27 protein-coding genes and 1 pseudogene are annotated in these 25,746 nt (G+C 61.7%); 11 read left to right on the top strand and 17 right to left on the bottom strand.

The annotated features are described in order from the left end of the window. Window positions 1-5: 5 nt before the first annotated feature. Both ATY29_RS15045 and tssI read right to left on the bottom strand, forming a co-directional pair. Window positions 6-866: a polymorphic toxin type 15 domain-containing protein gene (locus tag ATY29_RS15045; RefSeq protein ID WP_097536787.1), complete on the bottom strand. Its 861-nt coding sequence runs from the start codon at window positions 864-866 to the stop codon at window positions 6-8. Window positions 867-1,178: 312 nt separating this feature from the next. After that, window positions 1,179-3,650: a type VI secretion system tip protein TssI/VgrG gene (gene tssI, locus ATY29_RS15035; RefSeq protein ID WP_097536805.1), complete on the bottom strand. Its 2,472-nt coding sequence runs from the start codon at window positions 3,648-3,650 to the stop codon at window positions 1,179-1,181. Between the two features lie 53 nt (window positions 3,651-3,703). Here tssI and ATY29_RS15030 point away from each other — a divergent pair, with 53 nt between their 5' ends. From ATY29_RS15030 to ATY29_RS15015, 4 genes are all read left to right on the top strand, one after another. Continuing rightward, a complete protein-coding gene (locus tag ATY29_RS15030) occupies window positions 3,704-4,051 on the top strand; it encodes a DUF488 domain-containing protein (protein WP_003568760.1) in 348 nt (115 codons plus the stop codon). Between the two features lie 146 nt (window positions 4,052-4,197). Further along, the gene (locus ATY29_RS15025) at window positions 4,198-4,719 is read left to right on the top strand and encodes a DUF4142 domain-containing protein (protein WP_003568759.1); all 522 of its coding nucleotides are present in this window, start codon (window positions 4,198-4,200) and stop codon (window positions 4,717-4,719) included. A 7-nt stretch (window positions 4,720-4,726) separates the two neighbouring features. Continuing rightward, entirely contained in the window at window positions 4,727-5,053 is a 327-nt protein-coding gene (locus tag ATY29_RS15020) for a cupredoxin domain-containing protein (RefSeq protein ID WP_003568758.1), read from the top strand. Between the two features lie 44 nt (window positions 5,054-5,097). Further along, window positions 5,098-5,811, top strand: a complete 714-nt coding sequence (locus tag ATY29_RS15015) for an RNA polymerase sigma factor (RefSeq protein WP_025418618.1) — start codon at window positions 5,098-5,100, stop codon at window positions 5,809-5,811. Here ATY29_RS15015 and ATY29_RS38525 read toward each other — a convergent pair. Beyond that, window positions 5,798-6,220: a hypothetical protein gene (locus ATY29_RS38525; protein WP_425299326.1), complete on the bottom strand. Its 423-nt coding sequence runs from the start codon at window positions 6,218-6,220 to the stop codon at window positions 5,798-5,800. The genes ATY29_RS15015 and ATY29_RS38525 overlap by 14 nt on opposite strands. A gap of 223 nt (window positions 6,221-6,443) precedes the next feature. On the opposite strand from ATY29_RS38525, the gene ATY29_RS15000 reads away from it, so the two are divergent. The 4 genes and pseudogenes from ATY29_RS15000 to ATY29_RS37680 form a co-directional block, all read left to right on the top strand. Continuing rightward, the gene (locus ATY29_RS15000) at window positions 6,444-7,802 is read left to right on the top strand and encodes a TadE/TadG family type IV pilus assembly protein (protein ID WP_375165807.1); all 1,359 of its coding nucleotides are present in this window, start codon (window positions 6,444-6,446) and stop codon (window positions 7,800-7,802) included. Next, a complete protein-coding gene (locus tag ATY29_RS14995; RefSeq protein WP_003568752.1) occupies window positions 7,799-8,329 on the top strand; it encodes a TadE/TadG family type IV pilus assembly protein in 531 nt (176 codons plus the stop codon). Before ATY29_RS15000 ends, ATY29_RS14995 begins: the two co-directional genes overlap by 4 nt. Window position 8,330: 1 nt before the next feature. Further along, entirely contained in the window at window positions 8,331-8,915 is a 585-nt protein-coding gene (locus ATY29_RS14990; protein WP_097536785.1) for a TadE/TadG family type IV pilus assembly protein, read from the top strand. A gap of 146 nt (window positions 8,916-9,061) precedes the next feature. Next, a pseudogene (locus ATY29_RS37680) lies at window positions 9,062-9,427 on the top strand (Ldh family oxidoreductase); the annotation flags it as partial. 27 nt (window positions 9,428-9,454) lie between these two features. On the opposite strand, the gene ATY29_RS14980 reads toward ATY29_RS37680, so the two are convergent. From ATY29_RS14980 to ATY29_RS14930, 11 genes are all read right to left on the bottom strand, one after another. Beyond that, window positions 9,455-10,132, bottom strand: coding sequence for a GntR family transcriptional regulator (locus ATY29_RS14980; protein ID WP_003568750.1), 678 nt, complete (start codon window positions 10,130-10,132; stop codon window positions 9,455-9,457). Window positions 10,133-10,215: 83 nt separating this feature from the next. After that, window positions 10,216-10,971: an SDR family NAD(P)-dependent oxidoreductase gene (locus ATY29_RS14975; RefSeq protein WP_003568748.1), complete on the bottom strand. Its 756-nt coding sequence runs from the start codon at window positions 10,969-10,971 to the stop codon at window positions 10,216-10,218. Between the two features lie 62 nt (window positions 10,972-11,033). After that, complete coding sequence (locus tag ATY29_RS14970; protein WP_097536784.1) at window positions 11,034-11,798, bottom strand: SDR family NAD(P)-dependent oxidoreductase; 765 nt, start codon at window positions 11,796-11,798, stop codon at window positions 11,034-11,036. A gap of 8 nt (window positions 11,799-11,806) precedes the next feature. Beyond that, window positions 11,807-12,841, bottom strand: a complete 1,035-nt coding sequence (locus tag ATY29_RS14965) for a proline racemase family protein (protein ID WP_097536783.1) — start codon at window positions 12,839-12,841, stop codon at window positions 11,807-11,809. Then, window positions 12,838-14,328: an aldehyde dehydrogenase family protein gene (locus ATY29_RS14960; RefSeq protein WP_097536804.1), complete on the bottom strand. Its 1,491-nt coding sequence runs from the start codon at window positions 14,326-14,328 to the stop codon at window positions 12,838-12,840. The genes ATY29_RS14965 and ATY29_RS14960 overlap by 4 nt, the downstream gene beginning before the upstream one ends. Window positions 14,329-14,360: 32 nt before the next feature. Beyond that, window positions 14,361-15,599, bottom strand: a complete 1,239-nt coding sequence (locus ATY29_RS14955; protein ID WP_097536782.1) for an NAD(P)/FAD-dependent oxidoreductase — start codon at window positions 15,597-15,599, stop codon at window positions 14,361-14,363. Window positions 15,600-15,645: 46 nt separating this feature from the next. Further along, on the bottom strand, window positions 15,646-16,524 hold the full coding sequence (locus tag ATY29_RS14950; RefSeq protein WP_003568741.1) for a dihydrodipicolinate synthase family protein: 879 nt from the start codon (window positions 16,522-16,524) through the stop codon (window positions 15,646-15,648). A gap of 31 nt (window positions 16,525-16,555) precedes the next feature. Then, a complete protein-coding gene (locus tag ATY29_RS14945) occupies window positions 16,556-17,221 on the bottom strand; it encodes an amino acid ABC transporter permease (protein WP_097536781.1) in 666 nt (221 codons plus the stop codon). 9 nt (window positions 17,222-17,230) lie between these two features. Then, entirely contained in the window at window positions 17,231-17,893 is a 663-nt protein-coding gene (locus ATY29_RS14940; RefSeq protein ID WP_003568739.1) for an amino acid ABC transporter permease, read from the bottom strand. A 12-nt stretch (window positions 17,894-17,905) separates the two neighbouring features. Next, window positions 17,906-18,688: an amino acid ABC transporter ATP-binding protein gene (locus ATY29_RS14935; RefSeq protein WP_097536780.1), complete on the bottom strand. Its 783-nt coding sequence runs from the start codon at window positions 18,686-18,688 to the stop codon at window positions 17,906-17,908. Between the two features lie 61 nt (window positions 18,689-18,749). Further along, a complete protein-coding gene (locus tag ATY29_RS14930; RefSeq protein ID WP_097536779.1) occupies window positions 18,750-19,580 on the bottom strand; it encodes a substrate-binding periplasmic protein in 831 nt (276 codons plus the stop codon). A gap of 201 nt (window positions 19,581-19,781) precedes the next feature. Between ATY29_RS14930 and ATY29_RS14925 the strand changes: the two genes are divergently transcribed. Continuing rightward, window positions 19,782-20,501 carry a GntR family transcriptional regulator gene (locus tag ATY29_RS14925; protein ID WP_003568736.1) on the top strand — a complete coding sequence of 240 codons (720 nt, stop codon included), beginning with the start codon at window positions 19,782-19,784 and terminating at the stop codon, window positions 20,499-20,501. A 4-nt stretch (window positions 20,502-20,505) separates the two neighbouring features. Next, window positions 20,506-21,291 (top strand): pyrroline-5-carboxylate reductase, encoded by a 786-nt coding sequence (locus tag ATY29_RS14920; protein WP_003568735.1) that lies wholly within the window; start codon window positions 20,506-20,508, stop codon window positions 21,289-21,291. Here the strand turns inward: ATY29_RS14920 and relB are convergent. Continuing rightward, window positions 21,288-21,836: a type II toxin-antitoxin system RelB family anti-toxin gene (relB, locus tag ATY29_RS14915; RefSeq protein ID WP_003568734.1), complete on the bottom strand. Its 549-nt coding sequence runs from the start codon at window positions 21,834-21,836 to the stop codon at window positions 21,288-21,290. The genes ATY29_RS14920 and relB overlap by 4 nt on opposite strands. 142 nt (window positions 21,837-21,978) lie before the next feature. On the opposite strand from relB, the gene aptA reads away from it, so the two are divergent. Next, window positions 21,979-23,310: an omega-aminotransferase AptA gene (gene aptA / locus ATY29_RS14910; protein WP_097536778.1), complete on the top strand. Its 1,332-nt coding sequence runs from the start codon at window positions 21,979-21,981 to the stop codon at window positions 23,308-23,310. A 69-nt stretch (window positions 23,311-23,379) separates the two neighbouring features. Here aptA and ATY29_RS14905 read toward each other — a convergent pair whose 3' ends face one another. Together ATY29_RS14905 and ATY29_RS14900 are read right to left on the bottom strand one after the other, a co-directional pair. After that, window positions 23,380-24,381, bottom strand: a complete 1,002-nt coding sequence (locus tag ATY29_RS14905) for a helix-turn-helix transcriptional regulator (RefSeq protein WP_425299328.1) — start codon at window positions 24,379-24,381, stop codon at window positions 23,380-23,382. 100 nt (window positions 24,382-24,481) lie between these two features. Continuing rightward, complete coding sequence (locus ATY29_RS14900; protein WP_025418604.1) at window positions 24,482-25,738, bottom strand: D-amino acid dehydrogenase; 1,257 nt, start codon at window positions 25,736-25,738, stop codon at window positions 24,482-24,484. Window positions 25,739-25,746: the final 8 nt, after the last annotated feature.

Genomic DNA, 25,746 nt, shown 5'->3' with positions numbered 1-25,746 from the left:
ACGAACTATGACATGGGAATATTGCCTGGGCCACCACCCTGACCCTTGCCCGAGCCTCCCGACCCCTTGGATCCCGACTTGCCTGATTTCGACGACTTGCCATCCTCGCAGATCTTGAGGTCTACGTTGGTGGCTTCGCCTTTGTCCCTGGCTTTCTGCGCATGATCATTGAGCTGTTGCAATCTGGTTTTGTCCGAGGTGGGGCCCGCTTTGGACCACTGCGAACCGATCGACCGGTTCGTAGACCGCGGGCCCATGCCGCCGTTTTCCGTCGAAAGCTGTCCTGTACCGCCGGCGGAGAGATCCGGCGTGTGAATGACATCCATCGTCTTGATATCCTTCGCTGCCGCATCTCTTGCAGCTTTCGCTGTCGTGCTTGGATCCTGCTTCAAGATTTCTGCAGCTCTGTTCTTAATCCAGGCTTCCCGGGCGTTCGCGCGATCCACGGCATCCTTGGCACCGCGGCCGATTTTCTCGTAGTTGTCCATATTTTTAAGGAGTGTATCCGGCGGGATCTCGTTGATCGCCTTCTGCTGTTCATCGAGTTGCCGCTTGAATTCCTTGATCTCGTCGGGCGTCGAACCTTCCGGCGGGTTGAAACAGTCGATCTCTCCGCAATCCACACAGGGCTTGGCGGCTTCTTGCTCTTTGGTCTCGGTCTCGGCTGCTTCGTTGGCACCTTCCATATAGCTCGCGATGGCTCCCGCCGCCGCGCGGCCAGCCATGCCACCGACTCTCGATCCGACCGCGCGACCGATCCAGGCCCCAACCGGCCCACCCAAAAAGCCTCCAATGACGCCACCTAAAGCGCCGCCTGCGATTTGACCACCGTACTGGCCTACAGTTTCTGCTACCGCTGAGGTCATGACGCCGCCCCATTGAAGGCGTTGCCGGAGCGTAACGCGTCAACCGTATGGCCGATAAGTTCCTTGACCCGAGCGCCAGGCGAGGCTCCCTTTTCCTGGATGAAGCTTCGCACTTCCGGAAGATCCGCCGCTTTGCCATCGGAGACGACCATTACATATGCCCAACGCGCGCGTCCTCGCTCGGTCCGAATCCCAAGCTCGTCGGCCGTTCTTTCGCTCGCCAGTGTGGCTCCCCACACGAAGTCGTCATCCTCAGGACTCGAGTGGATTCGGCGATGTCCGGTAGATCGATTACTGGGGTTGCTTCCATCATCACATCCGTACAAACGGGGTGGACGACTTCGACATCTGCCGCAGGCAAGACGGCTCCTGCCCGGGACCGCCTTTCTTGAAGTTGATTTGATTGCCTTCGATATCGATCTTCAATGCATAGAGGGGGATGCCGGTCTTATTGATTTCGATGTAGCCGCCGGGAGCGGACAAGAAGATCTTGTCTTCCGCGAAGACTTCCCAGACTTTCGATTCTCCGCGATATTTTTCACCCGCCACAAGGCCGTAAAGCTTGCCGACATTGACGGTGATCTTCTCGCCGACGACCGTGCCCTGGGCTTTTCCGATATTGGTATTCTGTTCCTCGCCGATCGTGACGCTCTGTACCTTGCCGATCGTCAGGTTCTGCTGCTTGCCGACGTTGATCATCTCCGTCTGGCCGATATTCGTTACCTTGCTCACGCCAATCTGCTCGGCCTTCGCCACGCCAACGCTGGTCGACTGAAAGGAGCCGACAATCGTGTTCATGATGCCTGAAAGCGGGAACAGGCTTGAAGCGTCTGCCCCGACACCTGTACCAGAGCTGGCAAGAGCCGTGCCCGCGTCGGAGCGCGGGCTGGGACCGGAAACGACACCTTCACGGTTGCCGAGGCCACCGATGCTCAGGAAGCCAAGCGCCGAGGAAGCAAGCGTGCCGGCAAAAGCGGCGAGGCCCGGCCCGCCACCTCCGGCGATCTGCCCGGCCTGCGAAAGAAGGCCCGCTGTCTGGCCCGCCATTCCCTGCACCGCCCCCATCAGCGCCATCGCCATCGGCCCGGTGCCGCCGACGACGGTGTTCATCGAGCCGCCGACTTCGTGTTTCTGGTTGCCGCCGACTTCGACCGTCCGATTGGCGCCGATGGCCGAGACTTCGTGGCGGTCGACGCGTTTGGTGCGGTCGTTCAGCACCCGCGTCGTCTGGTCCTTCTGGGCGTGGAAGAACATGTTCTCCTGGCCGGCCTCGTCCTCGAAGGTCATTTCGTTGAAGCCGGTGCCCTTATGGGTGTTCGAACGCATGACCATGCGTGTCTTGTTGGCCGGCAAGTCGTAGGGGACCGTATTGGCGGGGTTCGGCACCACGCCTGTCACCAGCGGCCGGTCGGGGTCGCCGTCGACGAAGGCGACCATCACTTCCATGCCGATGCGCGGAATGACCTGGGCGCCCCAGGTGCCACCGCCCCAGACCTGACTGACACGCACCCAGCAGGTGTCGGAACCGTCCTTCTTCGCCTTGCGGTCCCAGGGGAACCACAGCTTGATGCGGCCGTACTGCTCGGGATGGATCTCCTCGCCGGAAGGGCCGGCGACGATCGCTACCTGGGTGCCTTCGATCCGCGGCCGCTTGGTCTCGCGATGCGGCGTCATCGACACCCGTGAGGGCACTGCCTCGAAGGTGTTGGTGTATTCCGGCTCGTTGCTGTTGGTCTCGTAGGAACGGTCGACGACGGTGTGGGCCGCCTTGACCACGACATGCTCCTCATAGGCATGGTCGGGATGGGCGACTTCATAGGGGGTGAAGCGGCGTCCTGCCTCCAGGATGCGCGATGTCGAGCCGCCGAAGACGCGGTCGTGATCGGCTTCCGACGCCTGCATCCTGAGTTTTTCCGCCCGCTCCGCCTCAGCGACGGAAGAAATGCGGGCCGGATATTCGTAGAGTTCGCGCTTGGTCGCCTCCGGCATCTGCACCAGCGACGGGGTCATGGTGCCCGGCACCATGCGCGGCGTCTCGAAATTCCAGTCGGCACCTGCCCGCTGGCCGGGCACATAGGAATAGCGCCGGCTCCACTCGGTAATGTGGTTGCGGTCGGCCGAGCCCTGCGCCAGGCGGACCTGCCCCTCGCCCTGCGCCGAGGGCGACGGGCCGAGCCAGGACCGGGCGCTATCGGCGACATGCAGCTTGTGTTTGCCGTCCTCGTGCGAGAACCAGTAAAACAGGCCGTCCTCCTCGAAGCGGCGGGTGAGGAAGGCAAGGTCGGTTTCGTTCCATTGCACCGAATAATGCTGCGGCGGCGGTGGCGTAATGACGCCCGAGGTGTCCGGCGCCGGGATGCCGTGCTCGGAAAACAGCGTCTCGACGATATCGACCGAGGTCTTGTCCATCCAGATGCGGCAGTCGGAGCGGCGCGACAGCAGCCACATCTGCGGCCTGAGCACCATGGAATAGGAGCGGAGGCCGCGGGTGATCGGCGGCCCCTCGTTGAGTTCGGTCACCAGGCCGTTGAACGGCCGGCGCACGCCGCCCTCGCCATCGCCCTGGCTCACCTCGACGGAGACATCCATCAGCCTGCCGATCAGTTCCTCCGGCTTGACGGACGGTTTCTTGGCGCGGGCCGAAAGCTTGATCTCGAAGAGCGAGGAAATACCTTCCTCAATCGTTACCCGCTCGGGCAGAAGCTGGTCCTCGCCGAGCGGCGAGACGATCTTCAGAATACGGTTCGCCTGGACGAAGTCCGCGGCGGACGACATATCGTTCATCAAATCCTGCATCTGCGTATTCGTTCAGAAATACATTCATAGCGGCTGAGCAAATGGCCTTGCACATCAAGCGGATCTACGAGCCGAAAGAGGATAAGGACGGCACGCGTATTCTGGTCGACAGGCTGTGGCCGCGCGGGCTGAGCAAGCGGGAGGCGGCCGTCGATGTCTGGCTGAAGGATATCGCGCCGAGCCCGGAGCTGCGCCGATGGTTCGGCCACGATCCCGCCAAATGGAGCGAATTTCAGCGCCGCTACCGGGAGGAGCTCAAGAAGAACGTGTCCGCGGTCGAGGACCTCGAACGCCATATCGGGAAATTCACGGTAACGCTTCTCTACGCGACGAAAGACCTGCGCCACAATCACGCGATCGTCCTTCAACGCTTCCTCGGCAAAGACTGAAGCACCGGCGGCCAACGCCGATGAACGCCCGTCGCCCTGCGTAAAAATTTCCGGGAACCTTTTCGATCGATCTGCATCCAATGCTCACTTCCAAAGGCGCGCGAGCGCTGCGGAAGGCATGTCACACGACACAAGGGAGAAAGACCATGTTGAAACAAATTTTCGGCGCAGCCGTCATAGCAGCTTCGCTCGGCACGGCTTCGATCGCTGCCGATGCCAAGCCGACCGACCCTCAAATCGCCCACATCGCCTATACGGCGGGGCAGATTGACGTCGCCGCTGCCGAGCAGGCGCTGAAGAAGAGCAAAAATGCCGAAGTCATCGAATTCGCCAAGACCATGGAACGCGACCACAAGGCCGTCAACGATCAGGCGCTTGCCCTCGTCAAGAAGCTGAATGTGACGCCTGAGGACAACAAGATCAGCCAGTCGCTCTCGACCGAGGCGAGCAAGGAACTAAAGACGCTTGACGGCCTCGACGGCGCCGCCTTCGACAAGGCCTATGTCGAAAACGAGGTCGCCTATCACAAGTCGGTCAACGATGCGCTCGCCAAGGTGCTGATCCCTTCGGCTAAGAATAAGGAGCTCAAGTCACTCCTGGAAACGGGCCTCACCCTGTTCAAGCAGCACCAGATGCATGCCGAGCATCTTGCTTCGATGATCAAGTAGGTCAGCGATGGGCAGTCTTATCAAGGCGCTGCGGCTTCCCTTGCTGCTTGCGCTGCTGTGGGCGAGCGTCGGGGCCGCTTCGGCAGCGGAATATCAAGTTACCATCGCCGGCATGAAATTCAGTGCGCCGCCTGCCCAACTGCATGTCGGCGATGTGATCGTCTGGCGAAATGATGATATATTCCGGCATACGGCCACGGCTCGCGACAAAAGCTTCGATATCGACCTGCCACCGAAAGCGGAAGGCAGGATGACGATCGACCGAACGGGAGCAGTCGATTTCTATTGCCGTTTTCATCCAGCCATGACCGGCAAACTGGACGTCCGGCCCTAGGGCCGGACTTCTGAAAAAACGAGGCAAGCAGGCGGAGATTTCCCATGGCAGCCATTCCGGTTCCGGTCGCGCGACACCGGCAGTACCTGTCGACGCTATCAGACGCCGAGCTCGTGCCCCTTGCAATGCAGGGCGACGAGCCCGCCATCCGTGCCATCGTCCAGCGTCACAATCAGCGTCTGTTCCGCACTGCGCGCGCTGTCATCCGCAGCGATTGGGAAGCCGAAGACGTCGTTCAGGCCGCCTATGTCAGGGCCTTCACCAATCTGGGAACATTCCGCGGTGAGGCCGAGCTTTCGACATGGCTGACCCGGATTACGCTCAACGAAGCGCTCGGCCGTGTGCGCAGCCGCAAAAACACCACCGGGATCGAGGAAATCGACATGCAGACGAGATCGCGGGGCGGCGAAGTCCTCCAGTTTCCGTCCTTGCTCTGCGCAGGTGACCCGGAAACCGAGCTCTCGCGGAGCCAGGCGCGTCAGCTTCTCGAACATGCGGTCGACGAACTGCCGGATGATTTTCGCGCCATCTTCGTGCTGCGGGATGTCGAAGGCATGAGCACCGACGAGGCTGCATCCTATCTCGGCATCAGGCCCGAAACTGCCAAAACCCGGTTGCATCGGGCGCGAAAGATGATGCGCCAATCGATTGAAAAACAGCTCTCCGGCGCGTTCTCGGCCCTGTTCCCCTTCGACGGCGCCCGCTGCGCCTCCATGGGCGACCGTGTCATCGCCGCCCTGCGCGTCAAGACGCCATGATATCACGCAATATCAGTAAGTGAATCCCGCCGGCCTTAAGTGTTTCGACCTCGGTCATCGTCTCGATCGCGGCCGTAGCGGAGAACGAGATATGATCGCCGGCGGCCCGTCTGACGTTTACGCCGACGGGGCAACGAGGGGCGAATAACTGATCATCCACGCGATCTCCAGGACATCGCCCGCCGTCAGTTTCAATGCTGAGGTCCATATTCGCAGGGCAGGCGCAGCGGCAATATTCCCATGCCGATGAGGTTGGAGCGATGAATCCGTTCGAAAGTTCGCGCCAGCACGGCGCGAACGCCGAGAAGGCAAGGAAAGGCGAAGTCAGTGCTCGATCCCAGGCCATGCCCACCCAGATGTCAGAAGGCTGGAATGCTGTGGTAGGCGACTTTTTCAATAGCAGGAACATGTCACCGCAAGAGGTTCAAAAACGCCTGCATGACTTGCTGATGCGCTCGACGAGTGATTAGCGCCGACGAAGACAATGGGTGGCGTTGCGCGAATATCCATAATTCGCAGACATATCCAAAACACGCAGCAAACGACGCGCCGGCGACGCATTTTCCGCTGGAACTTGCAAGTTTTAACAAAGGCTTAAGCTTCCCGGATACATCTCGCATTAGTATTTTTTCATTTGCTGCGCGACGGTGGTTTTTTTGAAGTCAGCTCTTTCATTTTTCTTGGGTCGATGCTTCCACACCCTTCGCGGTCTCGGAAGGGACAGAGCCGGCAACGTCGCGATCGTCGTTGCTCTTAGTCTGGTGCCGATGCTCGTCGCGGTCGGCGCGAGTTTCGACTATATTCGCAGCTACAATGTGCGGCAGAAGATGCAGAGCGATCTTGATGCGGCCTTGATCGCCGCCGTCAAGCAAATCAACAACACCGGCGACACCGACGCCCTCAAAAAGAAGGTCTCCGACTGGTTCCACGCGCAGGTGGAAAACAGCTACACTCTCGGCGAAATCGACATCGATACCGCCAACCACAACATTACGGCGACGGCAAGCGGCACCGTGCCGACGACGTTCATGAAGATCGCCAACATCGACACCGTTCCGGTCAGCGTGGGAAGTGCCGTCAAGGGGCCGGCGACCTCTTATCTCAATGTCTATATCGTCATCGACACATCTCCGTCGATGCTTCTGGCGGCAACGACAACGGGTCAATCGACCATGTATTCCGGCATTGGCTGTCAGTTCGCCTGCCACACCGGCGATTCGCACAAGGTCGGCAATAAGACATATGCCAACAACTATGAATACAGCACAGCAAAGAACATAAAGCTGCGGGCCGATGTCGCCGGCGACGCCGTTAAGGACGTGCTCAGCCTGATCGACACATCCGACAAGAACCACGAACGGATCAAGGTCGGACTCTATAGCCTGGGCGATACGCTGACGGAGGTTCTCGCCCCGACGCTGAGCACAGACACGGCCCGCACCCGCCTCTCGACGTCGAGCTATGGCCTCACCAGCGCGACCTCGAAGGCAGCCACCTATTTCGACGTTTCGCTCACCACACTCAAGCAGAAGGTCGGTGCCGGAGGGGACGGGACCTCCTCAGCCTCGCCGCTCAAGCTGGTTCTCCTGTTGACCGACGGCGTCCAGTCGCAGCGCGAATGGGTAACGAATGGCTCGAGTTACTGGCCCAAGGTTGCACCCCTTAATCCGGCCTGGTGCAACTATCTGAAAAGCCAATCGAATACGATGGCTGTGCTATATACCGAATATCTGCCGATCACCACGGACTGGGGATACAACGCGACCGTCGGCTCAACCATGGCGAGCGCCAACTGGAAGAACACCTGGGGCGGCACGATGAACAGCGGCGTGTCGACCAGCATTACGCGGCGGGACTACATCCCCTATGCGCTTGCCGACTGTGCATCGTCCAAGAGCCTGTTCCTGTCGGCATCCTCGTCGACCGAGATCACGGCGGGCCTGTCGACGCTTTTCACCCAATATCTCTCTGCTGTTCGGTTGACCCAATGACGCGGAAAAAAACCTTCGCGCTGCTGCGCCGTCTGGTCGGCGACCACAAGGGGGCTGCCGCGATCGAATTTGCGATCCTGGCCCTGCCGCTCTTCATCATTCTTTTCGGCATTATCGAAGTGTCGCTGATGTTTTTCGTCAACTCGGCACTTGACGCCTCGGTCCATAAGATTTCCCGGATGATCCGCACCGGCGAGGTGGCGTCGTCCAAGATCACGCTGGCCGGCTTCAAGGCCAAGATATGCGACGACATGCTTCTAACCTTCGACTGCTCCAGCGGTCTCGTGGTCAAGGTGAACGTGCTTTCCGACATGTCGTCCGCGGCCAGAACCAATCCCATCGACAGCAGCGGCAAACTCGCCGTCACCGAGACTTATGATATCGGCAAGGGCAGCGACTACATCCTCGTCCAGGCGTTTCTGCCATGGACGGCCGTCGCCAATTTCTTCAGCCTGTCGAGCGCCAAGCTTTCCGATGGCCGCTATCTGCTCGGATCTTCCGCTCTGTTCCGCAACGAGCCATTCTGACATGACCATGAAACGGAGCCTGTCCTTTTTCCGGTTCGCGCAATGCCGCATCCGTGGTATCGCCAGCGATCGATCGGCTGCATCAGGCGTCGAATTTGCGCTCGTGCTGCCGATCCTGGTGATGCTGCTGTTCGGCACCGTCGAGCTCGGCCATGCGCTGACTGTCAGTCGAAAAATAGACGAGATCGCCTCTTCCACAGGTGACATGATTGCCCAGCAGAGTTCATGGACGAAAACCGATGTCACCAAGCTTCTTTCCGGCGCCAGTTTCATCCTGCAGCCCTATGACACCAGCAAGCTGACGCTCACGGTTGCGGTTAACGATGTCAACGCCAGCGGCAGCGCGACCGTCAACTGGTCTGCCGCACTCAACACCTCGGCGGTGAATTCCGGGACGGCGAGCGCGGTCGCGGTCCCCTCCAACATCCAGGAAACAGGCGTGCAGATCGTGCTGACCCGGGTGCAATATACGTTGACGACACCAGTCTCGGCGTTTTTCTCAAATTTCACCGGACAGAACGGCTATAGCTTCGATCGCTATTTCTTCAATCGCCCGAGGGTCAGCGACACGATCAAATACAACTGAGCCGCAGGCTCTGTCGGCCGGACCTTTGGGGTCAGTTGTCGCCGGCCTAACCCGTTGCAAATTCGCAAGCGCCGGCCTCTCTGACCAGCGGCCCCACTTTCTGGATCTGCGCCTGCGTCAACTGCAAGGCGTCTAGAGAACGAATTACCCAGGATGCGGCAAGAGCGCTTGGTGGAGCGCTGCTTCCTTTCGGCTGGCGCAAGGGCGCCAACGTGGCGCTGATGGTGGAAATGCTGTCGGCCGGCTCTCCGGCGGCCCCTGGTCGTTGGACACACCGTCTTTCAGGAAGGGAAGCGCCAGCCCCGCCGTGGGATTGACCGTCGTCGCCATGATGCCGGGCGCGCATCGACGTTGGCCTGGTCGAGCATGCCCGCCGCCAGGCCGACCGCCTTCAGCAACATGGCGTGTTCGTGCCTGGCGTTAGCGGCATCGAATATCCAAGGCCGGCGACGGAAGGCCTGAAAGTGCCGCGCGCCGTCTTCGAGGCTGTCGTGAAAATCGCCGGCGCCTGACGGTTCCCGCGACCGCTCGGATGACGCTCAGCGGCCCTTTTTTGCGGGAAGATGTTCGAGAAGCGATTGGCAGGCGCTCATAATGTGGGCGTAGATCAGACCGGCCGCCTTTTCCTCATCTCGCTCGCGGCAAGCTTCGAGGATCTGACGATGTTCGCGATCGGCGGTCTGCTTGCCATGCGACAGGGTCAACTGCACCCGGAGATATCGCTCCAGCCGGTCGTTCACCGAACGAATGGTGGTGACGAGAAATGGCCGCTGCGCATCCTCGTAAAGGCAGCTGTGGAACCGCCAGTTCAATTCTGACCACCGGGCGACATCCGTTTCCCGCGCGAAGGCATCGCAATAGGCAAGCGCCTTTTCAAAGGTCTCTTCCGTCATGTGAGGGATCGATAGCTTGATGGCGTTCGATTCCAGGATCGCGCGCACCTCGAAAATCTGCGCGATCTCGGGCTCCGAGACCCTCGTGACGATCGCGCCCTTGTTGCGGTGGAATTCCACCAGACCTTCGGCCTCAAGCCGCTTGAGCGCCTCCCGCACCGGAATTTTGCTGACGTTGAACAGCCGGGCGACATCGTCCTGACGGATCGGCTCGCCTTCATCAAGCGAGCCGTCGGCAATCGAATCCCGGATGAATTTCAAGATCACGTCAGAGGCAGTTGGCGCCTTTCCGAGATTGGTCACCTGAGCGGTGTTGAAAGGCATCCCGAGCTCCTTGTTTCGTGCCTGACGAATATCCCAGTTGGGATATCGTAGACAATCTCATTGCTCAAGGACGATCGGCTTTTTCAAGCCACCGCTTGCGCGCCAGTGATTTCCACCAGCGAACCGCACATGAAGGCCGCCTCATCCGATGCGAGGAAGGCAACGAGGGCCGCCACCTCCTCAGGTCTGCCGATGCGGCCAAAGGGAACGAGCTTGTCGAGATCGGCGATCGTCCGGCCGGAGCGGGTAACACCGGCTTCGAGCATCGGCGTGTGGATCTCGCCGGGGCAGACGGCATTGACCCGAACCTTGTCGGCCGCATAGTCGCGGGCGAGGTTCTGGGTGAAGGCGGCGACCGCCGCCTTTGTCGTGTTATAGGCGATATGGTTCGGCGCGGGGTAGAGCCCCCATTGTGAGGCCGTATTGACGATCGCGCCGCCGCCGGCAGCGATCATATGCGGCAGCGCCGCGCGGCAAAGATGGAACATCGAATCCAGATTGACCGCAAAACTCAGCTGCCAATCTTCATCCGACAGAGATAGCAGATTTCCGCGCCGGTTGATGCCGGCATTGTTGACAAGAACGTCCAGCCGCCCCTCAATCGCAAAGGCTTTTTCGACGAGCTTGACGCATTCCGGCTTGCCGGAGATGTCGGCCGCAATGGCGACGGCCGAGCCGCCCGCCGCCTCGATGAGCAAGGCGACTTCGCCTGCGGCCTGGGCGTTGGCATCCGTCACCACCACCAGCGCGCCTTCCTCGGCCAACCTCTGCGATATGGCCGATCCTATGCCGCCGCCGCCGCCCGTCACCACGGCGACCTTGCCTACAAACCTCTTCATATGAACCTCCTTTTCGCGCAATTCGGCCCGCAAAACCGCTGCACGCTTTTGCTCGAATTGCTCTATCTTATGTAACTGCCGCCGTTGACGTCGAACGTCGCCCCATTGACCGATGCTTGCGAAGGACGAAGCAGGAAGGCCACCAGTTCGGCGATCTCGGCCGGCTCGGCCATTTCGCCGGTCGGAATATCGGCGACCGCTGCATCCTTTCCGTTCCTGGCCACAAATTCCTCGGCCATATCGGTCCGCACCCAGCCCGGCGCGATGGAGACGGCGACGATCCCGTCGCGCCCGAAGCTCCTCGCGATCGACTTGGTGAGATTGATCAACGCCGCCTTCGTCGCACCATAGGGCATGGCGTCGGCGGCGTAGCCGCGCTGTCCGGCGCGGCTGGCCATATTGACGATCCGCCCGCCGCCCTGTTGCTTGAAATGGACGAGAGCTTCCTTGCAGAGGTCCGCTGCCGCAAAGAAGTTCACCTGGAACTCTTTCTGCCAGGCGGCCCGCCACTCGGCGGCATAGGCATCGATCGAAATCTCGCTGCGGATGCCGGCATTGTTGACGACGGCATGGATCCGTCCCGCCGCCGCGAGCGCGTCGCGCCATAGCGTGAAGGCGCCGTCCGGGTTCGAGAGGTCGGCCTGGACCATCTGGCCGTTCCCACCGAGCTTGCGAAGCAGGGCTTGCGCCCTCTCCTTGTCGCGCCCGTAATGGATGACGGGCTGCGCGCCTTCGGCAGACAGGCGCTCGACGATGGCGGCGCCGATCCCACCCGATGCTCCTGTGACGAGGACCGTCTGGCCGGCAAGGGATTGAACGTGGGACATAGAGACTCCTAACCGAGGAGATCGACTTGGGGACCCCAGGTGTCGGACAGCGCAAAACCGGCGGCGAACGGATCGTCGTCGGACAGGCGCAACTGTTCGCGGCCATAGACGAAGGCACGGCCGGTTATTCTCGGCAGCACGGCACGGCGGCCGCCGACATCCGTTTCGCCGATCGCCTCCGCGAGAAACTCGCCGCCGATAATCGATCGCGACGTTCTTCGGTCTCCCACTGAAACTTCACCACGGGCATAGAGTGTCGCCAGGTTCGCCGAGCTGCCGGTTCCGCAAGGCGAGCGGTCGACGCGGCCGGGCTGCAGCGTCGTGCAGGTCCTCACCGCGCCATCGGCCTCGCGGCCGCGAAACATCACGTAAGCGATCTCATTCACGCCCCTCAAAACGGGATGGGTGACCGAGACCTGGCCAGCCAGCAGCGACTTGAGCTCGATGCCGGATTCCGCCAGCAGCCTCGCATTGGCAGGCGCGATATCGAGTCCGAGTTGATCGACGTCGACGAGCGCATAATAGACGCCGCCGAAGGCGACGTCGATCTTGATGCGCCCCCATTTCGGCGTTTCCACCACCCGGTCCAGCGCTTCGGCGAAACTCGGCACGTTGTCGAGGCTGACGGACAGACATCTGCTGTCGCGGCAGGTGGCGCGCGCGACGATAAGGCCGGCCGGCGTGTCCAAGCGGACGATCGTCTCCGGCGCCGACATCGGCACCTGCCCGCTCTCGAGAAGAGCGGTGACCACGCAGATGCAGTTGCTGCCGGACATCGGATGAGCGCGGTCGGCCTGCAGCACGATAAAGCCGGCATCTGCATCGGCGCGCGTCGGCGCCACCAGCAGGTTAACCGACATGGCGACGCTGGCCCGCGGTTCGAAGGTGACGAAACGGCGCAGGCTGTCATCGACCGAGTTGATGTGGTTCATCTTGTCGAGCATGGTCGCGCCCGGTATCTCGGGCGCGCCCGAGACGATGACCTTGCCGATCTCACCCTGGCAGTGGACCTGCAGCAGGTCGAGGCTGCGGTCCCAGTTCATTCGGCCGCCTCCGGCTTGATGTACCAGCCCCAGGGATCCTCGCTGGCGAAGCGGGTGATCTGCTTGGTCTCAAGATAGTTATCGAGACCCCAGCGCCCAAGTTCGCGGCCAATACCGGATTCCTTGTAGCCGCCCCAGGGCGCCTCGGTGAAGGTCGGCTGCGAGCAGTTGATCCAGACGATGCCGGCGCGGAAAGCGGCCGCCGCACGCTCGGCCCTGATATCGTCCTTCGACATGACGGCCGCGGCAAGGCCGAAGCGGGAGTGATTGGCGAGTTCGATCGCCTCCGCTTCGCTCTTGAAAGGCCGGATGCAGACGACAGGCCCGAAGATCTCCTCTACCCAGGCGGCGCTGTCGAGCGGAACATCCGTCAGAATGGTCGGCTGGAGGTAATAGCCCTTGTCGAAGCCTTCAGGGCGCGCTCCGCCGCAGGCGACCGTTACGCCGGCCTGCCGCGCCGCCTCGATCGCCGCGACGACCTGCTCGTGCTGGCGCTTGGAAACCAGCGGCCCCAGGAGGACGCCTTCGTCCAGACCGTTGCCTATTTTGATCTTGTTCGTTTCCTCGACGAGACGGGCGAGCAACCGTTCGTAGATGCTCTCCTGCACGAGAACTCTAGACGTCGCCGAGCAAACCTGGCCCTGGTTCCAGAAGATGCCGAACATGATCCATTCGACGGCCTTGTCGATATCGGCGTCTTCGAAGACGACGAACGGCGACTTGCCGCCGAGCTCCAGGCTGACGCGCTTGATGTCGCGGGCGGCCGCCGCCATGATTTTCGAGCCGACCGGTCCCGAACCGGTAAAGGCAAGCTTGTCCACTTGCTTGTGATCGATGATTGCCTGCCCGGCAACCGACCCCGCTCCCGTGACGATATTGAGCACGCCGGGCGGCAGGCCGGCTTCGTCCGCGACCGCCGCCAGTTCGAGCGCCGTCAGCGACGTCAGTTCGGCAGGCTTCAGCACCATGGTGCAGCCGGCGGCAAGCGCCGGGGCGACCTTCCAGGCGGCCATCAGCAGCGGGTAGTTCCAGGGGATGATCGCGCCGGCGACGCCAAGCGGCTCGCGCACCGCCTTGGAGCTGAAGCGCTGATCGGGCAGTTCGATCGTCTCCTCGGGATTGTTGTCGAGCTGTTCGGCAAGGCCCGCATAGAAATCGAAGCAGCCCGCCGCGTCGGCCACGTCCCAATCGGCCTCGGGGAACGGCTTGCCGTTGTCGAGGACTTCAAGGCGGGCGATCTCGGCCTGGCGGGCACGGATACCCTCGGCGATCGCCCGGAGATATCGGGCGCGCTGAGCGCCCGTTAGTTTCGGCCAGCCGTCCTTGTCGAAGGCGCGGCGCGCCGCCTTGACCGCGAGATCGACATCCTCGGCGGTCGCAGCGCCGATCGTCTGGATCACCTCTTCCGTTGCAGGGTTCGTCACCGTGCAGGTGCCGCCCTTGACGGGCTTCACCCATTGCCCGTCGATATAAAGTTCGCTGCGCATGTTCACTCCCTTTCGCCTTGCGCCGGCACCGCTCAAAAGCGGTCGACGCGATAAGGTTTCATGTCCACGGGCGGTTTGATGCCCGTAATGAGATCAGCCATCAACCGGCCTGTCGTGGCCGCATAGGTGAGGCCGAGATGTCCGTGACCCGTCGCGTACCAGACGTTGCGGCGTTTGGCGGACGGCCCCATGACCGGCACGGTGTCAGGCAGCGCCGGGCGATGCCCCATCCACTCCGTCGCTCGTTCGGCGTTCAGCTCGGGCAATGCCTCCCGAGCCCGCTTCACCAAGATCTTCGCGCGCCGATAATCCGGTGGCGCCTCGAGGCCGGCCATCTCGACCGTGCCGCCGACGCGGATGCCGCCGGCCGTCGGCGTGACCATGAAGGCGCGCGCCGGCCAGATGATTGAATGGCGCATCGAAATACCGGGTTCCACGATCTGGGTGTGGTAGCCGCGCTCGGTTTCGAGCGGGATATGTTCGCGCAGCAGGGCCGAAAGCCGGGCGGTGAAGGCGCCGGCCGCAAGCACCATTTTCTCCGCCACGACCCTTCGCCCGTCAGCCAGGCGAATGGCGGAGACACCGGCCTCGCTTTGCTCGAAGCCGGCGACATCGCCCTGGACGATCCTGCCGCCGAGCGCCTCGAAGCGTTCGAAGAGGGCTGTGACGAGCTTGTAGGGATCTGATATCGACCGGTTGTCGGGAAAGAGCACCGCCTTGCCAATCTTCGTCGTCAATGCGGGCTCCAGGTCGCGGATGGCATTGCCGCCGATAATTTCGTACCGGAAGCCGAAGCGCTCCAGGATGTCGATATGCTCCCGATCGGCCTTGAACTCGGCCTCATCGGTATAGAGGCTAAGGCATCCCTCGGCCGTCAGCATCTGCGTCAGACCGGTCTGCTTCAGCAACGCATCGAAGTCTTCATAAACGCGCTGGCAGAGCACGGCGCCGGCGGCCTCCAGCTCCCGCAGCTTCGAGGGGCGGCTGGCGGCGAGGAACCGCAGAAACCATGGCACCAGTTTCGGCATGTAAGCGGGCCGGATGCGCACCGGCCCTTCCGGATCGAGCAGCCATTTCGGCATCTGTGCCCAGATGCCCTGCCGCGAGGCCGGCATGAACTCGGTGACGGCGACGCTCGCCATATTGCCGTAGGAAGCCCCCTTGCCCGGCGCATCGCGGTCGACGAGCGTCACGGCAAGGCCGCGGCGCTGGAGTTCATAGGCGATGGTGACGCCGATGATGCCGGCGCCGACGACCACGATGGATGACACGGCGAACCTCGCAATTTAGAGGGGCGGCTTGCCCGCTCCGGATCCGTTACCAGTTGAGGATGGGCTGCATTGCTGCCCTGAACTCGGCCTTTTCCTCCGAGGTCAGTTCGCCGAGCGGCGCCCGGCACTGCCCCACGGGCAGCCCCTGAAGCTCGCAGCCATATTTGATCTTCTGCACGAACTTACCGCTCTCCAGGATGTTCATCGCCCGGTAGAGCGTTTTCATCTGCTCGCGCGCCTTGTTCAGATCGCCGGACCTGAATGTGCGGTCCAGAGCACAGCAGGCCTTGGCCATGCAGTTCGATGGCCCGCAGATCCAGCTTTCCGCACCCCAGAACATGAAGTCGAGCGCGATGTCGTCGGAACCGCTGACGAGCTGGATCTTGCCTTCATAGCGGCTGGCGATGTCGATCGCCCGCTGCAGCACGCCCGAGCTCTCCTTGATGCCGATGACGCGCCGATTGTCGGCAAAATGATCCATCAGCTCGAAACTGATATCCGAACCATCCTTGGCCGGATAGGAATAGAGGACGAGGTTCACGTCGACGGCGCCGAGAACGGCTTCGTAGTGTTTGATGAGCTCGGCTTGTGTCGGGCGGGTATAGAATGGCGGCGCCAGCAGGATGGTGTCATAGCCGATGTCTCTCGCCAGCGCCGTCTGCTCGATCACCTCACGGGTGGCGGGCGCATTGGTGCCGGCGATCAGAATTTCGTCCGGCCTGGCAAAATCCTTGACGAACTGCAGCACGTCACGGCGCTCTTCCCGGGACTGGCTGAAATACTCTCCCGTCGATCCGTTCGGGACCCAGCCGGTCACGCCTGCCTCGCGGAGATGGATCAGAAGTCTCTCGAACGCCTTGAAATCGATCTTGTTGTTGGCATCGAAGGGAGTGATGAGCGCGGGCATGACGCCGGAAAGTTTCATGGGATGTCTCCTGTCCTGGGTACGGCTGTTTCTAGATTGCGAGCTTCTTGAGGATGCGTCCCTCGATGAGGGAAACGGCCCGCGTGAGAGGGAAGGCGATAATGAAATAGATCAGGGCGACGACCGTCAGCACTTCGACGGGACGGGCCGTATTGTTGGAGATGTTCTGGCCGACGAACATCAGGTCAGCCATGCCGACGGCGGAGACGAGCGCGCTCTCCTTGAAGAGGCTGACGCAGTTCGACAGCAGTGTCGGGATCGCCCGCAGCACCGCCTGCGGCAGCACGACGTTGACGACTTGGGCGCTGCGCGGCAAGCCGAGCGCCACGCAGGCATCCAACTGCTCGCGGCCGATGGATTTGAGGCTCGCCCGGAAAGTCTCGCTGGTGATCGCTCCCATGTAGAGCGTCAGCGCAATGACGCCGGACGCCAGGTTCGAAAGCTCGACGCCGAGCAGCAGCGGCAGGCAGAAGAATATCCAGAACAGCTGGATCAGGACCGGCGTGCCGCGGAAGAATTCGACATAGGCGCCGGAGACCGCGCGAAGCGCCGGATTGCCAGACGCGCGGGCGAGACCGACGAGGAAGCCGAGAGAGCATCCGAGCACGATGCAGATGACCGTAAGCTTGATCGTCATCCACAGACCGAGCAGCAGTGCATGCTCGAAGCGCAGCAGGATCGAGAAGTCGAGTGTCATTCTGGCCTCCTAGCTGACGAGGATCTGGCGGCGGCGTTCGAGCAGGCCGACGATCTGGGTTATCGGGAAGGACACGGCAAAATAGATGAGCGCCACGACGGTGAAGGTCTCGATCGGGCGGTAGGTCTCTGTCGCCAGCGTCTTGCCCTGGTACATCAGGTCCTGGATCGCCACGATCGCAACCAGCGCGCTCTGCTGGAAGATGACGATGCCGTTGGTTAGTAGCACCGGGATCGAAGCGCGGAACGCCGTCGGAAACACGATATAGAGCACCCGCTGCAGCGGATTGAGACCGAGTGCGATGCCGGCGTCGAGCTGCTCGCGCGGAACCGCCTGGATGGATGCTCTGTAGGCTTCGGCATTGAACGCCATCAGATTGAGCCCGAGCGCCATGATGCCCATCGTCATCGGGTCGAGAAAGACGTCGAACAGCATCGGCACGCAGTAGAATATCCAGACGATCTGGACGATCGCCGGCGTGCAGCGGAAGAATTCGACGAACAGCATGAACGGCAGCCGCACAATCTTGATCGGGCTCATGATGAGGAGGGCCAATCCGAAGCCCAGGATGATGCCGATGACGTTCGCAGCCGCCGTCAGCTGCAGAGAAACCCACAGCCCCTGGAGAAGCGGAGCGATAGAGACTGAATTGAAGTCGAACGTGTAGTTCACGGAATGCCCTCCCTACTGCTTGATGTGGAAGACCCGGTCGATGAATTCCTTGGTGCGCTCCTCGCGCGGGGCGCCGAGCACCTGCTCGGGAGGGCCGTCCTCGACGACCACGCCGCCGGCGCAGAAGATGACGCGCGACGCGATGTTCTTGGCGAACCACATGTCGTGGGTGACGATCATCATCGGCATGTCCTGGGCGGCGAGCTGCAGAATGACCTGCTCCACCTCACTGACGAGCTCCGGATCCAGAGCCGAGGTGACTTCGTCGAACATCATCAGCTTCGGATCGAGCATCAGCGCGCGGGCGATGGCGACGCGCTGCTTCTGGCCGCCGGAAAGCTGAGCCGGATAGGCCTTGGCCTTGGCGCCGAGCCCGAAGCGCTCGAGTAGCGCCTGAGCGCGATCCGTCGCCTTCGCCTTGGCTTCTCCACGCACCTTGCAGGGGGCGAGGATCAGGTTCTGGGTGACATTCAGATGCGGAAACAGGGTGTAGTGCTGAAAGACCATGCCGATCGACCGGCGGACATGGGTGTCGATCTGAGTTTTCCCCGCTGCACCAACGAAAGAAATATAGGGCTTGCCATCGAAACTGACCGAGCCGCTGTCGACCTGCTCCAGCCCCATCATCACCCTGAGCAGCGTGCTTTTGCCGCCGCCGCTGGGTCCGATGACGACGACGCGTTCGCCGGGTTTCATTTCAATGTCGATGCCTTTCAGCACCTGGATTGCTCCATTGCCATAGCTTTTGTGGAGCGCCTGCATTTTCACGAGGGGAAGGCTGAAGGACGTGGTCATGCCAATCTCCGATGATCGAAGCTGGGAGGGCCGGCGCGATCCCCGCACCGGCCCGGCGAGGTTACTTTGCGCCCTTGAGCACTTCGTCGACCGCCTTGCGGATCAGCTCGTCGACGTGACCGGTCGCGACCTTCTCTTCGAGGAAGATGTCGACCACTTCGACGTCGGCGGCCGAAAGCTGATGCGGCAGGCCGAAGGCGACGCCCTGCTTGGCGAGCGCCGGCGTCGGGTTGAGCGCCACCGCCCAGTCCGGGTTCGATTGGGTGAAGAGCTGGTTGGTGTCGGAAGCGTCAACCAGGATGTCGGCGCGCTTCGAGGTGACGGCCAGCCGGGTCTCGTCATTGCCAGGCAGCCGCATGATCGTGGCGTTCTTCACGACCGCGGAAATGGCCTTGTCCTGCGCCGTGCCGGACATGACGGCGAGCGTCACGCCTGCCTTGTCGATATCGGCAACCGAAGCGGCACCGGCCGCAATTTTCGGATTGTTTTTGTTATAGGCGAGCGAGATCTGGTACTCCATCGCCGGAACCGAGAACTGCACCGCCATGGCGCGCGCCGGCGTGCGGTTGAGCGCAAGCGACACGTCCCATTTACCGGCTTGCAGGCCGGCGACGATATTGTCCCAGGTCGTATCGACGAATTCGGGCTTCACCTTCAGGACTTCGGCAAATTCCTTGCAGAGATCGGCAAAGAAGCCGGAATATTCGCCCGTCGCCGGGTCGCGCATGACATAGGGCGGCGCGACGGCCGCGCCGCAGCGTAAGGTACCCGCCTTCTGCACGCCCTGCCAATATCCCTCTGTGGTCTGAGCCTGTGCGGCGGTTGCGGAAAGAGCCCCCATCAGGGCGAGCGCAGGCAGCGCCCGCAAGGCGGACGTTATCAAAGAAAGCATCGGGCATTCCTCTTTTGTTGTGCGCGGAAAGCGCGCGGTTCCACTCGTCGGCTCTAACCGTTTCTGTTATTTTTATGTCGGCTGCGTGTCGACTGGACAAAATATGTCAACAGCGTGTCGACAAAGTCAAGCGGAAAAATTACATTGCCGACACGCTGTTTTTCTGGCCCAATGGACTGGCGTCGACAGAAAGGGACTTAAGTGTCTGAAGAATCGGAAGTGAAACGCATCCGCGGCACCGGCTGGAAGAACGTCTATGAAACGCTCCGCAACGAGATCCTGTCGCTCGCTTTACCGCCCGGTCAGTTGCTCGACGAGATGACGCTCGCCGAACGCTTCGACATGTCGCGATCGCCGGTGCGCGAAGCCTTGATCCGGCTCGGCGCCGACGAGCTGGTGGTGACGCTTTCCAACCGCAGCACGATCGTCGCGCCGATCGAAGTGGCGACTTTTCCCAAATATGTCGAGGCGCTCGATATTGCGCAGCGCATGAATACCCGGCTTGCCGCAGCGCTGCGGACGGAGACCGACCTGAAGATCATCGCCAAGCGGCTGAAGTCGTTCGAGGCGGCGGTTAGAACCGGCAATCATCTCGCCATGTCGGAGGCCAACAAGGAATTCCACATGGCGATCGCTCATGCTGGAAAGAACCAGTATCTGGCCTCCTTCTACGACAAGCTGCTGTCGCAGGGTCAGCGCATGCTCCACCTGCATTTCGAGTATCTGGAGCGAACCCATGAGGGCTATCTGCTGACCGACGAGCATGCGCTCATGCTCAATGCCATCAGGGACAAGAATGTGGATCTGGCCGACGAACTCGCTCACGCCCATACGCGCCAGTTCCAGGACAATTTCATCAATTTCATGCGCGAGAACTATACGACGGATGTCGCGCTGGGACGGCTGCGAGCCGCGGAGTGATCACATGAACGCCAACAGCATCGGATTCGTCGGCACCGGCGCCATCACCGAAGCTATGGTTCGCGGGCTTCTGGCCGAACCGGCCTATGCCAGCGACATTCACGTTTCTCCGCGAAGCGCCCACATCGCCGAGACACTTGCGGCCGAGTTCGCCTCCGTGAGAATTGCTCGCGACAATCAGGAGGTCGTCCAGCGCAGCGAGATGGTGTTTCTGGCGATACGGCCGCAGATCGCCGAGGAGGTGGTGCGGGAGCTTTCATTCAGGAACGGCCAGATGGTCGTCAGCCTCGTTGCGGCGACCGAGCGCCGGGCCCTGCTGGAGTGGATCGGCGCCGATATCAATCTCGTGCAGGCCATCCCCCTGCCCTTTGTCGCAGACCGGCAGGGCGTGACCGCGGTCTATCCGGCGGATACTGCTGTCGCCGCACTGTTCGACACACTCGGAACGGCCGTGCAATGCCAGTCGAGGAAGGAATATGATCTTCTCGCAGCTGCAAGCGCTGTCATGTCTACCTATTTCGGCGTCATGGAGTCGGTTGCCGGCTGGCTGGAAAAAAGCGGGCTTGAAAGGGCGAAGGGACAGGCCTACATCGCCCCGCTCTTCGCTGGCCTTGCACAGAAGGCGAGCAGCGCGGGCGCCGCCGAGCCATTCAGCGCGTTGAGCCGCGAATTCGCCACCAAGGGCGGACTGAACGAGCAGGTCCTTTCGGACTTCGACAAGAAGGGCGGCATTGCCGCGCTGACCGCCGCCCTCGACCTTGTTCTCGCCCGCATCGAGGGCAAGGACTAAAACGTCGGCGGCGTGCAGGCGCTGATGACTTCGCAAGGCACCGGCCCGACGCAGCGGAACCGATGCGGTCGCCGGCTTTCGAAATAATAAGCGTCACCCGGCCCGAGGATGCGCCGCTCGTCGTCGACGGTCACCTCAAGCCTTCCCGAGAGCACGATTCCGCCCTCCTCTCCCTCGTGAACAAGCGGAATCTTTCCGGTGTCGGCGCCCGGCTGGTAACACTCCTTGAGCATTTGCAGGCTGCGCCCGAACAGGTTTTCTCCGACCTGCTTGTAGGAAATGGCGCCCTTGCCGATCTCCACCAGTTCTTCCGCCGCATAGAAGGCCTTCCTTGGGCGCTCTGGCTCAAAGGCGAAGAACTCCGCCAGCCCGATCGGGATGCCGTCGAGAATGCGCTTCAACGCCCCGACCGAGGGGTTGGAGGCATTCGATTCGATCAGTGAAATCGTCGAATTGGGCACGCCGGTACGCTTGGCCAGTTCACGCTGGGAAAGCTTATGGGCGATGCGGAGATGGCGAAGGCGGCTGCCGATATCGACTGACATGGTTTGGTCCGTTTGTGTTGTCCAGAATATCCAAAATTCTATATTCTGATTTGTTTAGATTCAATAGTTTGCAGCAGCAAAGAAAAGGACTTGTTTGACAAAGGGAAATTGCCATTCTCGGCGCCAACCACAGGAGGCCAGCATGGACCAGATCAGCAAAACGAACGCGCCCGTACTCGAAAATTTCTGGATGCCGTTCACCGCGAACCGGCAGTTCAAGGCGACGCCGCGGCTCCTGGCCGCCGCAGACGGCATGTATTACACCGATGTCGACGGAAACCAGGTGCTGGACGGCACCGCCGGCCTCTGGTGCTGCAATGCCGGCCATGGCCGCAAGAAGATCGCCCGGGCCGTCGAGCGGCAGCTTTCGACCCTCGACTATGCTCCGACCTTCCAGATGGGCCATCCGATCGCCTTCGATTTCGCCGCCAAGCTGGCCGCGAACGCGCCAGGCGGCACTGATTCCAAGCTCGACCGGGTCTTCTTCACCGGCTCGGGTTCTGAATCGGTCGATACGGCGCTGAAGATCGCCATCGCCTATCAGCGCGCGATCGGCCAGGGCACCCGCACGCGCATCATCGGCCGCGAGAAGGGATATCACGGCGTCGGCTTCGGCGGCATTTCCGTCGGCGGTCTCGTCAACAACCGGCGGGTCTTCCCGCAGATACCGGCCGATCATATGCGCCATACGCTCGACGTCGAGCGCAATGCCTTTTCGAAGGGCCTGCCGGCCCACGGCGTGGAATTGGCCGACGATCTGGAACGGCTGGTGCAGTTGCACGGTCCCGAAACCATTGCAGCCGTCATCGTCGAACCGATGTCGGGATCGGCAGGCGTGGTCCTGCCGCCGAAGGGCTATCTGGAAAAGCTGCGCGCAACCGCCGACAAGCACGGCATCCTGCTGATCTTCGACGAGGTCATCACCGGCTTCGGCCGCCTCGGCACGCCTTTCGCGGTCGATTATTTCGGCGTCGTGCCCGACCTCGTCACCACGGCAAAGGGCCTGACCAACGGCGCGATCCCAATGGGCGCGGTCTTTGCCAGCCGCAAGGTCTATGACGGCCTGATGGTCGGCCCGGAAAACGCGATCGAGCTTTTCCACGGCTATACCTATTCCGGGCATCCGGTCGCCTGCGCCGCCGGCCTTGCCACCCTCGAAATCTACGAGGAAGAAGGGCTGCTGACCCGCGCAGCCGAGCTTGCCGAATACTGGCAAGAGGGCCTCCATTCGCTGAAGGGCCTGCCTCACGTCGTCGACATCCGCAATCTCGGCCTGGTCGGCGCGATAGAACTGGCGCCCCGAGCGGCGGCCGGAACCCGCGCCTACGACATCTTCGTCGACTGCTTCAACAAGGGACTGCTGATCCGCGTGACCGGCGACATCATCGCGCTCTCGCCGCCGCTCATCATCGAGAAGAGCCAGATCGACACGATCGTCTCGACGATCGGCGATGCTCTGAAGCGCGCGGCATAGACCTGCATTCGGCGCGTATCGTCGGCGATTTGAATCACCGACGGAACCACCCGGCCGCCGGCATGGCGTTCAGCGCTTCAAGGCCTGTGACGGCAGTTGACCGAAACGCTTCCGGTACTCGGCTGAAAATCGCCCGAGATGGGTAAATCCCCATCTGAGCGCGATGTCGGCGACGGCTTGGCGCGTGCCGGATTCGCGCAAATCGCGATGGGCGGCAAGCATCCGGAGTTCATGCAGGTAGGCGATCGGCGTGGTATTCCTGAACTGCCGGAAACCCTGTTGCAAGGTTCGGACGCTGACCTTGGCTGCGGTCGCAATGTCGCTCAGCGAAATCGGCTCGGCCATGTGTTCCCGCATGAAGTCGATCGCCCATTTCACGTGGCGAGGAGCCGGCGCCGAAGCGGGGGCCGCAAGTGCCTCCGAATAGCGATGGGGACATGTTTCCAGAAGCAGGTAGATCATCGCGTCGCAAAGCGCGTTCAGAGCGAGAGGCGACTGCTGCAGCGGCCCATCGCCGCTAAGCCCGCGATAGAGATTCACCGCGAGTTGCTCCAACACAAGCCCCGAACCGGTCGTCAGATCGATCGTCGGATGGAAATCGGTGTCACCGCCGATCGTCCGCTCGAACATATGCCCCAGCTGTCTGTTGATCCTCGCCTGGTCGACGAACAGGCCGAGATGCCGGCGCCGGCCGAACAGGCGGGCACCGGATGCGCGCCCTGCCCCGAGAATGGTGCCGCAGCCCGGAACCGAATGGAACTGCTCCTTGCCCGCATCGAAGACGGCGTTCCCCTCCAGCGGCAGGAATATGATCAGCTTGCCATTGGGTGCCTCCCGCCTGATCGAGATCGTGCCATCGTAGGCGCAGTCGGCGATGGCCAGCTCTTCGGTCGAGACGAAATTGCAGCGGTAGGCGATCGGCGCGTCGGCTTGCGCCGCGGCCTTGATCGGGGAATTCGGCGTCGACCATATTTCCGAGAGTGCGTCCGGATCGCTGCCGCTGAAGGCCGTCTCCCAAAACAACGGGCGTTTCCTCGCGGGATCGTGGAGGGAGCTGCCATTGGCGGGCATTTGGGAAAGACCGGACATTCATGACCTCGAAAACAACACCCATCGGCGATAAGCGATTGTCGCAAAACATTTTTTGCATTTTGCGTCGTCTGACGAGGTTTCAGCGGTATCGATTGATTGCGAGATCCCGCGCGTCGATTTCAGGCGTGCGACCACCGACCAGATCGCTGATCAACCGCGCCGAACCGGTGCTCATCGTCCAGCCGAGCGTGCCGTGGCCGGTGTTGAGGAAGAGGCCGGTGATCTTCGTCGGACCGATCACCGGCGTACCGTCCGGCGTCATCGGGCGCAGGCCGGACCAGAAGGACGCCTTAGAAACGTCGCCGCCGGGGAAGAGATCGGTGACCGAATGTTCCAGCGTGCTGCGGCGGGCGAACCCCAGATCGTTGGTATAGCCCGAGATTTCAGCCATGCCGCCGACGCGGATGCGGTCGCCGAGCCGGGTGATTGCGATCTTGTAGGTTTCGTCCATGACGGTCGATTCCGGTGCGCGCGACGCATCAGTGATCGGGATGGTGAGCGAATAGCCCTTTACAGGATAGACCGGCAATTTGATCCCGAACGGCCTGAGCAGCAGCGGCGAATAGCTGCCGAGCGCAACAACCACAGCCTCCGCGCTCATCCGCTCGCGCTCGCGATCGGTGATGACGCCGCGCACGCGGCCGGCCTCGACATCCAGCGCCTTGATCGTCGTGCCATAGGCGAAGCGGACGCCGAGCGCCTCGGCTTTGGCGGCCAGCGCATTGGTGAACTTGAAGCAGTCGCCGGTTTCGTCCTTCGGCGTCAGCAAACCGCCGACGATCTTGTCGCGCACGTGCTTCAATGCCGGCTCGAAGCGGATGCAGCCGTCCCGATCCAGCACCTCATAGGGAATACCGTCGGCCGCCAGCGCCTTGACGTCCTTGGCAGAGGCCTCGAGCTGCTGCTGCGTGCGGAACAGCTGCAGCGTTCCCTGCATGCGTTCGTCATAGGCGATGCCGGTCTCGGCGCGAAGATCGGCCAGCGCGATGCGGCTGTAATCGGCAAGACGCAGCATGCGGCTCTTGTTGATCGCATAACGCTCGGAGGTGCAGTTCGACAACATCCTCGTCATCCAGGAGAGCATAGCCATGTCGAGCTTCGGGCGGAGGATGAGCGGCGCATGTTTCATGAACAGCCACTTCATCGCCTTGGCAGGGATGCCGGGCGCTGCCCATGGCGAGCAATAGCCGAAGGAGACTTCGCCCGCATTGGCAAAGCTCGTTTCCAGCGCCGGGCCTTTCTGCCGGTCGACGACCGTGACCTCATGACCTGATTTGGCCAACTGATAGGCGGATGTGACGCCGACGATACCGGCCCCCAGAACAATGACTTTCATGATCTTCC

The organism is Rhizobium hidalgonense (genome assembly GCF_002914525.1).
Classification (GTDB): domain Bacteria; phylum Pseudomonadota; class Alphaproteobacteria; order Rhizobiales; family Rhizobiaceae; genus Rhizobium; species Rhizobium hidalgonense.
This window is presented reverse-complemented; position numbering and strand designations above follow the sequence as displayed.